This is a genomic window from Kitasatospora sp. NPDC101155 (assembly GCF_044768305.1).
Lineage (GTDB): Bacteria > Actinomycetota > Actinomycetes > Streptomycetales > Streptomycetaceae > Kitasatospora.
Map to the genome: position 1 here is coordinate 36,085 of NZ_JBIWPN010000008.1, position 10,856 is coordinate 46,940.

The window sequence follows — 10,856 nt, forward strand, 5'->3', positions numbered from 1 at the left end:
GATCCGCCGCTGGCGCGACCGGGGCCGTCGTGCTGACCGCGTCTCACCCTTGGCCGCCCCATCCGGTCGGAATCGGAAGTACCGGATGAGCCTGGCCAGCACCTGGCTCGCCGCCAAAGTGAGCCGCCGCATCACCGTGACCGTCCTCACCGGCTGGGGCGTACGGCCGAGGACCACCGTCCACGACGCCGCAGTCCTCGCCGTCACCGAACTGGTCACCAACACCGTCCGCCACGCGGCACACCGCTCCCCGTTCTTCGAACTGCTGCTCGCCGTCACCGACACCGACCTCGAAGTCGCCGTCCAGGACAGCCACCCCGGCCTGCTCGACCTCCCGCCCGAGGGCGCCACGGGCGGCCTCGCCGCCGTCGCCGACCTCGCCCGCCACCTGGGTGGCGAACTGACCGTCCAGCCCGACCCCGACGGCGGCAAGACCGCCCTCGTCCGCCTCCCGCTCACCGCGCCCACCACGACCCCGGAATAACACCGCCCTTGCGCTTCACCATCACCTCCTACGACGACCACGGCACTCCCACCGCCCCGCAGACCGTCGACCTCACCTCCCTCAAGACCCTCCTCGCCGAAGCCGCCACCACCGGCCGACGCCTCCACATCCGCCCCCAGCCCCGAGAAGACCGGCCCTCCGCAACCGTCCAGGAGCCCCGATGAGCGACAGCACCAACGACGAGAAGAGCCGCCGCAAGGCCATGCTCATCCGCGCCTCGGTCTACATCCTCGGCACCCACCTGTTCGCCGGCTTCGTCATCCTGCTCTTCGCCCTCGGCAACCGCCACTGAGCCCTTCCGTGCCCGCTGACCACGGAAAACGCCCCGCCACGACTGGATATCCTGAACACATGAGCGACAACCTCCCCCCGTGCCCGCAGTGCTCCAGCGAGTACACCTATGAGATGAACGCCCTCATGGTCTGCCCGGAGTGCGGCCACGAATGGGTGCCCGCCGAGGGTGACTCCGCCGCGTCGCCCGGCGCCGGCGAGCGGGTCATCAAGGACGCGGTCGGCAACGTGCTCAGCGACGGCGACACCGTGACCGTCATCAAGGCCCTCAAGGTCAAGGGCAGCGTCTCCGGCATCAAGGCGGGCACCAAGGTCCGCAACATCCGCCTGGTCGACGGCGTCGACGGCCATGACATCGACTGCCGCATCGAGGGATTCGGCGCCATGCAACTCAAGTCCAGCGTGGTCAAGAAGGCCTGACCCCGCCCCTGGACGACCTTTGACGGGAACCGAAAGCAAATCGCCGGCTCGCCACCACGGTGAGCCGGCCGCGGCACGACACCCGTCCAAGTCCTTGCCCTCGGCCGCCGCTCAGCTCGCGCCCTGTCCTCCGGGCTCGCGACGCCGTCCTTCGGGGCCGCGACCCCATTCTCGCGAGCCAGCCTCAGCGCGTCGGTCAGCTCGTCGAAGGCCTCCTCGGCCGCAAAGAAGTCCTGCCTAGTACAGCCATCATCCACGGCTCGCCGGGCCTGCTGACCTGGCGCGTGCCCAAGCCCTCTACCACCCCTGAACGCGCCTGAGCACCGCCGAGGGCGCGGGCCTCGTTCTGTCCATCGTCCGCGCCGTCACCCACGCCCACCGCGGCCGCCTGACCGCCACCGCCCGCCCCGAGGGCGGACTGACCATCACGATCCTCTTCCCCGAGGTCATCTGGAAGGGGTGCCGGGCGATCGGACCGGTCGGCGGATCAGACGCCGGAGACGTGGGCGATCTGGCCGACGGCCGCGGTGATGGCCATCGCGAGCCCGCCTCCGACCACCACCCGCACCGCGGGCCGGAGAACGCTCGTGCCGGCGGCGCGCGCGGCGAGTACACCTGCGAGAGCGAGGCCGCAGAGGGTGAGGGCGACGATGAGCCACAGCCGTGCCGTGTCGGATCCGGCGAGCAGGCCGAGGAAGGGCACGAGTCCGCCGCCGAGGAAGCTGGCGGCGGAGGCGATCGCGGCCTGGAGGGGGTTGGCCGCGGTGTGCTCGCTGTGGCCGAGTTCGTCGCGCAGGTGGGCCTGGAGCGGGTCGGCCTCGTGCAGGGCTTCGGCGACCTGGCGGGCGAGGTCGCGGGGGACGCCCCGGTCCTCGTAGATGGCGGTGAGTTCGGCGAGTTCGGCCTCGGGGGCTTCGGCGAGTTCGCGGGCTTCCTTGGCGCGGTCGGCGGTTTCGACGTCGACCTGGGAGCTGACGGAGACGTACTCGCCGGCGGCCATGGCCATCGCGCCCGCGGAGAGGCCGGCGAGGCCGCCGGTGACGACGGTGGAGGTGCTCGCGCCGCTGGCGGCCAGGCCCACCATCAGGCTGGCGACGGATACGAGGCCGTCGTTGGCTCCGAGGACGGCGGCGCGCAGCCAGCCGGCGCGGCTGGCGGCGTGTCCTTCCTGGTGGGGGTTGAGCCTGTCGAAGAAGGTCATCGGGTCGGGTGCTCCTGTCCGGTCTTCAAGATCAGTTTCGTGGGGAGCCGGTCGGCTGTCGTTTCGGGGCGGCCGTTGGGGGCATGGCGTGGGTCACCGTCGGCCGGTGCGCAGGGCGAGTCGCGGGCAGGCCCGGATGGCACGGCGGGCGTGAGCGTGCAGGTCGGGCGGGACGGTGGCGTCGTGCTGGACGGGGTAGCCCCATTCGTCGAGGGTGATGAGCTCGGGGAGCAGTTCGGCGCACTGGCCGTGGCCGGTGCAGGCGATCCGGTCGATGCGCAGGGTCTCGCGGTCGGCGGCGGTCATGTCCAGTGCTCTGTTCGGGTGGCCGGTGGGACGGGCAGGGTGGTGGGGCGTCGGCAGTGGCCGTGGCGCAGGTGGTGGTCGACGTCGGCTTCGAAGGCGGTGAGGGCGCTGGCGGCGAGGCGGGCGGCGCCGTCGGGGTGGCGGCAGGCGCCGCGTCCGGGCAGCAGGCCGATCCGGTGGTGGAGGCGGTCGAGGAGGTCGGGGGTGGCGTGGCCGTCGGCGAGGGCGGTGAAGTCGTCGGCGACGGCGGGCAGGCCGAAGAGGCAGGGGCCGCACTGCCGGGCGCCGTTGGCGGCGAGGTAGGCAAGGATGCGGGCGGTCTCGGCGAGGGGGCATGCGTCCTGCGGCAGGGTGATGACGACGCCCGCTCCGGGCGCGGCGTGCGGGGCGAGGCCTTCGCGGCTGAACGGCAGGCCGAGGGCCCGCGGGACACTGAGCCAGGTGCCGGCGAAGCCGCCCAGCAGGATCGCTTGGAGCGGCTGGGCGGGACCGCCGGCCTGCTGGAGGATCGCCCCGACCGGGGTACCGGGCTCGATTTCGAGGACGCCGGGCCGGTGAACGGCTCCGGCGACCGTGACCAGGGTGGTGCCCGGTGACGCCGTGGTGCCGGCCTGGCGGAACCAGTCGGCGCCGTGGCGGGCGATCAGCGCGAGGTGGGCGAGGGTCTCGACGTTCTGGACGAGGGTGGGCCGCCCGCGCACGCCCTTCTCGTAGGTGCGGGGAGGGGTAGTGGTCGGGCGGGCGGGCCCGCCGTTCAGCCAGTGGACCAGGGCGGTCGACTCGCTGGTGACGTAGCCGTGCGGCAGTGCCTCCAGCCGGACGACCACGGGGTCGACGCCGACATCTCGGCGTTCGTCGACCGCGGCGGTCAGGGCGGGCAGCTGGGCGGTGCGGCTGCGGGGCACGCACAGGTGGATGCGGTCGGCGCCGACGGCCTCGGCCGCCAGGACCGCGCCGTCCAGGACCAGGTGCGGGGCGACGGCGAGGAGGGTCTGGTCCTTGCGGCTGAGTGGCTCGCTCTCCATGCCGTTGGCGACGACCACGGCCCGGCGGCGTCCCTCGGCGACAGCGCGGAGCTTGCGTCCGGTGGGGAATCCGGCTCCGCCTCGCCCGGTCAGGCCGGCCTCCTCGACGACTTCGATCAGGGCTCGCCCCGGCCGGGGTACGGGGCCGTGGTGTCGAAGGTGCTCGGTGAGACCAAGTGGCCTGCCAGTGGCGGACCAGCTGTCCAGCAGCTGGAGGGTGGTGCTCGGCTCGGTGAGCGCGCGGGCCGGTGCGGGGTTCATCGGATGCCTCCGAGGGCGGTGACGGAGAGGGCGGCAGCGCGGTGGGACCAGCCGGGTTGCAGCGGTCCGGTGGCCAGGAACGCGGTGGCCAGCAGCGGTACGGCCGTGACGAGGAGACCGGCGCTCAGACGCGCCGCGATGTGGCCGGGTCCGGCCCGGTAGAGCCGCCAACCTGCGGCTGCGGCCACTGCGGCCAGGCAGGCGGCGTAGAGCCACAGTTGCAGCGGTAGACGGGTGTCGCTGCCGGTGCCGGCGGCGTGGAACAGGCCGATCGGCCAGGCCGCGTACGCCAGCCAGTGCACCGTTTTCCATCGTCGTTGGCCTAGGCGCAGGCGAAGGGCGCTGGTGATCGCCACGGCGAGCAGCAGGTCGAGGGCGACGGTGCCCAGGCCCAGCCACAGCGGCCGGTAGGAGGCGTCGAACGGAATGATGGCGGTGGCCCAGGAGAGGTGGACGTAGGGGTCGGTGATCGCGGTGGTGATGTGCAGGGCGAGGAAGGCGAGGGTGAGGACGGCCAGGTTGCGGTGGAGCAGGCCGATCTCGAAGCGGCCGATCCGGTGCGGTCGGGCCTTGCCGCTGACGGCGATGCCGAGGGCGACGGTGGCGGTCATCAGCAGGAGGGCGATGGTGCCGCCGGCGCGGCTGGCGTACCAGAGCGGGCTGGCGGCGAGGGCGGTCGCGGTGGTCATCTCGGGCCTCCTGTCTGGTCGTGGGGCCATCCGCCGAGGCGGGTGACGGTGCCGTCGAGGCGGACCAGGCGGGCGGGCAGTCCGGTACGTTCCAGCCAGGCGGTGGCGGCGTTGCCGAGCACGATCGCGGCGGTGGTGGCGGTGTTGGCGTCCACGCAGGTGTCGGCGGCGACCGTGACGGTGCGCCAGTGCGCTTCGGTGGAGCGGCCGGTGGCGGGGTCGACGATGTGGTGGACCACTTGGCCGCCGCGGCGCCACATGCGCACGCTCACGCCCGAGGTCGCCAGGGCGCCCGAGGTGACGGCGACGACCGGGCCGGGGCCGGTGGCGGCGTGGTCGTCGGCCAGGCCGATGGCCCAGCCCCCGTGCGGGGCCTGGCCGGCGGTGGCGAGGTCACCGCCGAGGTTGACCAGCACGCCGCTGCCGGTGGCGTCGGCGATCCGGCGGGCGGCGCGGTCGGCGGCGAGGGCCTTGGCGGTCGCGCCCAGGTCCAGGGCGGTGCCGTGCGGCACCAGCAGGCGCCGGGTGCCGGGATCCCAGTCGATGGCGTGCCAGCCGGTGGCGGGCCGGGCCGTGGGCAGCGGTGTGGTGTCCTGGGGGCGCAGGGAGGTGAAGGTGCGGTCGTAGCCGAGGGCGATGACGGCCCGGCCCACGGTCGGGTCGACGGCTCCGCCGGTCAGTTCGGCAGCGCGCAGTGCGGCGTTCAGGGCCTGGGTGAAGAGTTCGCTGACGGTCGTGGTGGTGCCGGCGGTGGCGTTGATCCGGCTGAGTTCGGAGCCGGGTCGGAAGCGGCTGCACGCGTGGTCGATGGCGGCGAGTTCGTCCAGGAGGATCCGCTCGGCTTCGGTCAGCGTTCGCTGGTCGGTGGTCAGCAGGGTGGCGGTGGTGCCGAGGGCGGGGAAGGAGGTGGCCGCGCCGGGGACATGGTGGCGGTTCATGACGCGCCGGTCCGGGTCTGCGGCATCTGGTGAGTGGGGGCCGGGGCTTGCGCCGGTGGGGTGAGAGTCGTGCAGGTGGCCTTGGGCTGCGGCGTGGCGGCGCTCTGTGCCGCAGCCGCGAGTTCCTCGTGGTCCTCGCGGCCCTGTTCCTTGTCGCCGCGTGGCGGCGTGTTGGCCGGGGCGGGAGCGGCGGGTTGCTGGGTGCAGGTCACCTCGGAGGGCGGCGTGCTCTGTGTCGGTGCGGGTGCCGGCGCGGGCGTGCTGGTGGCGCCGGGGGCGAGGTTGACGTAGGTGAGGCCGAGGGCGGCGGACCCGGCGGCGGCGGCCGCGACGGTCCAGCGGGTGGCGGTGGAGACCCGTCGTATCCCGTGCTCGCGGCGCCCGGGCCCTTCCTGTTGGGGCTGGTGGAGGTTGGCCATGGCGGGCGCTCCTCGTGGTCCGGCTCGGGTGTTTCCACTGACCACGATGCGTCGGGGCGCTTCTCGGACCTGCTCACAAGCTGCGTGGAACCGGTAAAGATCAAGGTGTTCGGCGGCCGTGCCACCTGGGCAGGTCGAGGACGACGGTCAGGCCGCCACCGGGCGTGTCCTCCAGGGCGATGGTGCCGCCGTTGGCGGTGATGAGGCGGTGCACGATCGCCAGGCCGAGCCCGCTGCCCCGGGCCTTGGGGTTGCCGAAGCGGTGGAAGGCGACCGCGCGTGCCTCGGGGGTCATGCCGGGGCCGTCGTCCGCCACCCGTACCCGCAGGGCGCCGGACACGGAAGTACTGTCGATCGTCACCGTCCCGCCGTCCGGGACGGCCTCCAGGGCATTGGCCAGCAGGTTGTCCAGCACCTGCTCCAGGTCGCCCTTCCCCAGGGCGGCCGGATGAGCGTCCGGGCAGTGGCTGACAAGGTGGATTCCGCGTTCCCGCGCGACCGGCTCCCAGGCCGCCACTCGGTCGGCCGCGACCTCGCCAGCGCGCACCGGTACCGGTTTCGGTACGGCCTGTTCGGCCCGTGCCACCGCGAGCAGCCCGTCCACCAGGCGCGAGAGCCGGGCCAGTTCCTCCTGGGCGGAGGCCAGCAACTCGGGTTCGCTCTCCGGTGTGGCGGTGGCCAGCAGGTCGAGCCGCAGCCGCAGGGCCGCGAGCGGGGTGCGTAGTTGGTGCGAGACGTCGGCGATGACGGCTTGGTGGCCGTGGATCAGCGCCTCGGTGCGGGCGGCCATGGTGTTGAACGTGGCGGCGAGGCGGCGCACCTCGGGGGGACCGCCGGACACCGTGGCGCGTTCGCCGAGCTGGCCCTCGCCGAGCTTGTGGGCGGCGGCGTCGAGTGTGGTCAGGGGCCGGTTCACCCAGCGGGCGAGGCGGACCGAGACCAGGGCGGAGGCGGCGATCCCGGCGACGGCGACCAGGCCGATCCAGGCCCAGGTGGCCGCGATCCGGGTGTCCAGCGGGGTGGCGGAGCGGGCCAGGACCACCGCGCCGTCCGGCTGCCGGAAGGTGCCGACGGGCTCGGCGGCCAGCAGCCGCCCGTCGGTCTCGGGCGGTTCCGGTTCCCGGCCGGTCAGGGTCTCGGCCGCCAGCTCGTGGGCCTCAGGCACCTGGGCGGCCTGGCACTGTGTCGCGGCCACCAGTCGGCCGTTCGCGTCGTAGACCGCAGCGCAGTCCCCTGCCTTCTCCGCGTTGGAGAGATCGGTGTTCATGGCGTCCGCCGGTGCCCGGTCGGACAGGTATTCCTCGGCGGAGGCGGCGATGACCCGGGTGGCGGCCTGGGCCTTGTCGCGGAAGGCCAGGTGTTCGCGCTGTGTGATCGACAAACCCAGCGGTACCGCCGCGGCGGCCACCAGGACGACCGTCAGCGCCAGCAGCGCCACCACGATTCGGCGGGTCACGGGGTCTGTGCGACCTCACCGAGTCGGAAGCCCCGCCCGTAGGCGGTTTCGATCAGCCCGGTAACGCCGAGCTTGCGGCGCAGCGCGGCGACGTGCACGTCCACGACCTTCGTCGGGCCGTACCAGTGCGCGTCCCAGGCGCTCTCCAGGATCTCCTGGCGTGTCACCACTCGGCCCGGGTCGGCCGCGAGGCAGGCCAGGATGTCGAACTCCTTGGGCGTCAGGGCGACCTCCTGGCCGCTCACGGTCACCCGGCGGGTGCGCCGGTCGACCGTGAGGGGGCCGTGGCGCACCGGCTCCTGCTCCGAAGGGCGGGTGCGGCGCAGCACGGCGCGAATCCGGGCGAGCAGCTCAGCCAGGCCGAAGGGCTTCACCAGGTAGTCGTCGGCGCCCTCGTCCAGCGCGAGGACGCGGTCGGCCTCCTCGCCGCGCGCGGTGACCGCGATGATCGCCGCGTCCGAGCGCTGCCGGATCCGCCGGCACACCTCGACGCCGTCGAGGTCCGGCAGGCCGAGGTCGAGCAGCAGGACGTCGGGGGTGGGTGCGGTCAGGGCGGCACGGCCGGTGTCGACGCTCTCCGCCCGGTACCCGGCCTGCCGCAGACCCCGGACGAGGGAGTCCGCGATCACCGGGTCGTCCTCCACCACCAGCACCCTCAGCGTCCCGGTGTCCGTCGCCGTACTCATCTCGTCCCGCTTCCGTGCCCAGACCGCCGGGCATCCGATTCGGCGGTCATCGCCATCATGCTCGGAGCCAGCGCCGACCGCTTGGGCCGAACAGCCCGACTTCATCCGCAGCCGCGTGAGCGCGTGTTTCTGAACCCTGCCGTTGTGTCCCAGCGGATTGATCGTCGAAGGGGGCGAGGATCTGCCTCTCCTCCAAGTGAGGGTCGCGCCTGCGCGGGTGCGGCCGCTCATTGCTCTGTTGTCTCTGGTCTGTTCGGGTGGTTTCACCGTCTCCGGGGCTGACTGAGTGGTGACGTGAGCGTGGTTCCTGCGGGAGGCAGGGCATGAGTCGTCGGGTGTGCGTGCTTCATGGACAACAGGCCACACGGTGCCCGAAATGACATGTACTACTCCGAATGTGCCTGAGGAGATCCCGTGGATGTCGGGCTGATCAACGGCCTTCCCGGCCATCCCCTCTTCGTTCACGGCGCAGTGGTGCTGGTCCCTCTGACGGCGTTGGCGCTCGTCGTCTGTGCGCTGTGGCCTGCAGCAGCGCGCCGGCTCAGCTGGGTGCTGCCGGTGCTGGGGCTGGTCACTCTTGGCTTGGTGCTGCTGACCACCGAATCCGGCGAGTGGCTGGAGGAGCGAGTGCAGGAGAGCGCGCTGGTGGAAAAGCACGCCGAGATGGGCTCCGGTCTCACTCCGTGGGCGATCGCCCTGTGTGTGCTGACGGTGGCCGTCTGGCTGCTCGGCCGCGCCGGCCTTCGCTGGGAACGTGAGCGCAGCGGTGCGGCTGGTAGTCCCACCAAGGGCGGGGCGTCCGCCCTGGTTCGGCGAGCCTCTTCCGTTCCCGTGCGTGTCGCGGTGATGGTGATCGCCCTGGTCGTGGCCATCGGCGCGGTGCTTGTCGCGTACCGCATCGGCGACTCGGGTGCGAAGGCGGTCTGGCAGGGTCGTTTTTCGACAAGCCAGTCGGACGGCGGACGGTGAGGCGGCAAGAGCTGCGCCTGGACCCGCGCGGCGGTGGGCGGGCATGGCGACACGGCGGGCGATCGGTCACCTGATCGCCCGCCTGGACGCGAAGCCCGGGGTGGTGCGCCGCCACGCCCGCGGCTCCCGCTGGCCGGCCGCGTCCTGCGCGAACAGGTGGAGCGCCGGTTGCACGGAGCCTGGCCGAGTCCGACACCGAGCGGTCACGGTGGTGGCGCTGGTCGGGCTGCCGGGTCGGCGGCCCGCGTGGGCCACTATGTGGTGGTCGCACCTGGTCGGCTCAGTCGCGGCACGGTAACTGCCTGTGAGGTCGTACGCCGCCAGGATCGCCGTGATCTCCCTGCTGTTCTTCACCCGCTCCAGCGTCGCCGAGCGGGACTGACCGCGATGAGCGGGGAGATTTCCGGCCGTACGCGGGGGCACCGCCGTCAGCGCGTCCGTCATCCCGCGTAATCACCTGAATGGGTGATACCGGATGGCCGTATCCGGGGCGTCTTGCTGTGATGGGCGAGGGTGCCCGACGAATGCGTCCGTCAAGGAGGTTGAGATGACCGCCTACCCGATACGTGCTCTGGTCACCGGTACATTGGCTGTGAGCGTTGTGCTGTGTGCCGGCGCCACCGCGTCCGCCGCCCCGGCGGTCGGGACCGCGATTCCGGCGCTGCAGCAGCAGACGCGCACTAACCTCACGCAGGCCATGCGGGGCGAGGCGTTCGCCAACGCCTCCTACACCCTCTTCGCGGCCCAGGCTCAACGCGAGGGCCGGCCGGCCGTGGCCGACCTGTTCCGGAAGACCCCCGCCGTGGAGCTGGACGAGCACTTCACTCAGGAAGCCGCGCTGAGCGGCCTCGTGAGCAGCAACGAGGCCAACCTCACCGACGCCATCACCGGTGAGGGGTACGAGTCCACCACCATGTACCCGACGTTCGCCCAACAGGCCAAGGCGGCCGGCGACACCGCCGCTGCCGACCTCTTCACCGAGATCGCCAAGGACGAAGCGGCCCACCAGGCCGCGTACCAGGCCGCCCTCACCAAGCTCCGCACCGGCAAGGGCGCCATCCCGACACCCCCGGCCGTCAACCCCGTGACGGTACCGGCCGGGCAGCCCAAGGTCACCTCGGCGCAGACCAAGGCCAACCTCGACACCGCCATGCACGGCGAGGCCCTGGCACACGCCAAGTACACCCTCTACGCCCAGCACGCCCAGCAGAGCGGCAACCCCGCTCTGGCGCGCCTGTTCACCGCCGTCTCCGACGTGGAGCTGCAGGAGCACTACTCCGGCGAGGCGGCACTGGCCGGAACGGTCGGCACCACAAGCCAGAACCTGGCCACAGCCATCACCGGCGAGACCTACGAGTCCCAGACCATGTACCCGACGTTCGCCCAACAGGCCAAGGCCGCCGGCGACACCGCCGCGGCCACCCTCTTCCAGCACAACGCCACCGACGAGGCCGGCCACGCCCAGGCGTTCCAGACCACCCGCAAGGGCCTCAGCTGACCCGACGGTGACCCGCCGTTTCCGGACGGCTCCCACCAGGAGCCACCGGACGGTGCCGGAGAAGTTGGGGGGGGGGGGGGGGGCCCCCCCCCACAAATATGTTGGGTAGTGGTTGGGGTGGGTAATTTTTTTGCTCCACCAAGGGGGGGGGGGGGGGCCGCCCCCGGTGGGGGGGGGGGAGTACGGGCCCCC

Annotated in this window: 14 protein-coding genes and 1 pseudogene; 6 read left to right on the forward strand and 9 right to left on the reverse strand. The window is 72.6% G+C overall.

Features of this window, described 5'->3' with window-relative positions:
* Nucleotides 1–85: 85 nt before the first annotated feature.
* The 4 genes from ACIRYZ_RS14245 to ACIRYZ_RS14260 are packed head-to-tail and all read left to right on the forward strand — an operon-like array spanning nt 86 to nt 1,216.
* On the forward strand, nt 86–484 hold the full coding sequence (locus tag ACIRYZ_RS14245) for an ATP-binding protein (protein ID WP_402943495.1): 399 nt from the start codon (nt 86–88) through the stop codon (nt 482–484).
* Nucleotides 485–492: 8 nt separating this feature from the next.
* Nucleotides 493–669, forward strand: a complete 177-nt coding sequence (locus ACIRYZ_RS14250; RefSeq protein ID WP_402943498.1) for a hypothetical protein — start codon at nt 493–495, stop codon at nt 667–669.
* Nucleotides 666–797, forward strand: a complete 132-nt coding sequence (locus ACIRYZ_RS14255) for a DUF6126 family protein (protein WP_360429680.1) — start codon at nt 666–668, stop codon at nt 795–797. Before ACIRYZ_RS14250 ends, ACIRYZ_RS14255 begins: the two co-directional genes overlap by 4 nt.
* A gap of 59 nt (nt 798–856) precedes the next feature.
* Entirely contained in the window at nt 857–1,216 is a 360-nt protein-coding gene (locus tag ACIRYZ_RS14260) for a zinc ribbon domain-containing protein YjdM (RefSeq protein ID WP_402943502.1), read from the forward strand.
* A gap of 487 nt (nt 1,217–1,703) precedes the next feature.
* Here ACIRYZ_RS14260 and ACIRYZ_RS14265 read toward each other — a convergent pair whose 3' ends face one another.
* From ACIRYZ_RS14265 to ACIRYZ_RS14300, 8 genes are all read right to left on the reverse strand, one after another.
* Nucleotides 1,704–2,417 (reverse strand): VIT1/CCC1 transporter family protein, encoded by a 714-nt coding sequence (locus ACIRYZ_RS14265; protein WP_402943505.1) that lies wholly within the window; start codon nt 2,415–2,417, stop codon nt 1,704–1,706.
* A 93-nt stretch (nt 2,418–2,510) separates the two neighbouring features.
* Nucleotides 2,511–2,723 (reverse strand): ferredoxin, encoded by a 213-nt coding sequence (locus tag ACIRYZ_RS14270; protein WP_402943508.1) that lies wholly within the window; start codon nt 2,721–2,723, stop codon nt 2,511–2,513.
* Complete coding sequence (locus tag ACIRYZ_RS14275; RefSeq protein ID WP_402943510.1) at nt 2,720–4,009, reverse strand: NADH-ubiquinone oxidoreductase-F iron-sulfur binding region domain-containing protein; 1,290 nt, start codon at nt 4,007–4,009, stop codon at nt 2,720–2,722. The genes ACIRYZ_RS14270 and ACIRYZ_RS14275 overlap by 4 nt, the downstream gene beginning before the upstream one ends.
* Nucleotides 4,006–4,698, reverse strand: a complete 693-nt coding sequence (locus ACIRYZ_RS14280) for a ferric reductase-like transmembrane domain-containing protein (protein WP_402943512.1) — start codon at nt 4,696–4,698, stop codon at nt 4,006–4,008. Before ACIRYZ_RS14280 ends, ACIRYZ_RS14275 begins: the two co-directional genes overlap by 4 nt.
* Nucleotides 4,695–5,636, reverse strand: coding sequence for an FAD:protein FMN transferase (locus ACIRYZ_RS14285; protein WP_402943515.1), 942 nt, complete (start codon nt 5,634–5,636; stop codon nt 4,695–4,697). Before ACIRYZ_RS14285 ends, ACIRYZ_RS14280 begins: the two co-directional genes overlap by 4 nt.
* Nucleotides 5,633–6,055, reverse strand: a complete 423-nt coding sequence (locus ACIRYZ_RS14290) for a hypothetical protein (RefSeq protein WP_402943517.1) — start codon at nt 6,053–6,055, stop codon at nt 5,633–5,635. Before ACIRYZ_RS14290 ends, ACIRYZ_RS14285 begins: the two co-directional genes overlap by 4 nt.
* A 100-nt stretch (nt 6,056–6,155) precedes the next feature.
* Nucleotides 6,156–7,511, reverse strand: a complete 1,356-nt coding sequence (locus ACIRYZ_RS14295) for an ATP-binding protein (protein WP_402943520.1) — start codon at nt 7,509–7,511, stop codon at nt 6,156–6,158.
* A complete protein-coding gene (locus tag ACIRYZ_RS14300) occupies nt 7,508–8,197 on the reverse strand; it encodes a response regulator transcription factor (protein ID WP_402943522.1) in 690 nt (229 codons plus the stop codon). The genes ACIRYZ_RS14295 and ACIRYZ_RS14300 overlap by 4 nt, the downstream gene beginning before the upstream one ends.
* 414 nt (nt 8,198–8,611) lie before the next feature.
* Here ACIRYZ_RS14300 and ACIRYZ_RS14305 point away from each other — a divergent pair, with 414 nt between their 5' ends.
* Entirely contained in the window at nt 8,612–9,166 is a 555-nt protein-coding gene (locus ACIRYZ_RS14305) for a hypothetical protein (RefSeq protein WP_402943525.1), read from the forward strand.
* Between the two features lie 187 nt (nt 9,167–9,353).
* Here the strand turns inward: ACIRYZ_RS14305 and ACIRYZ_RS14310 are convergent.
* Nucleotides 9,354–9,520 (reverse strand): annotated as a pseudogene (locus tag ACIRYZ_RS14310) (IS21 family transposase); the annotation flags it as partial.
* Between the two features lie 193 nt (nt 9,521–9,713).
* On the opposite strand from ACIRYZ_RS14310, the gene ACIRYZ_RS14315 reads away from it, so the two are divergent.
* Nucleotides 9,714–10,664 (forward strand): ferritin family protein, encoded by a 951-nt coding sequence (locus ACIRYZ_RS14315; protein WP_402943527.1) that lies wholly within the window; start codon nt 9,714–9,716, stop codon nt 10,662–10,664.
* Nucleotides 10,665–10,856: the final 192 nt, after the last annotated feature.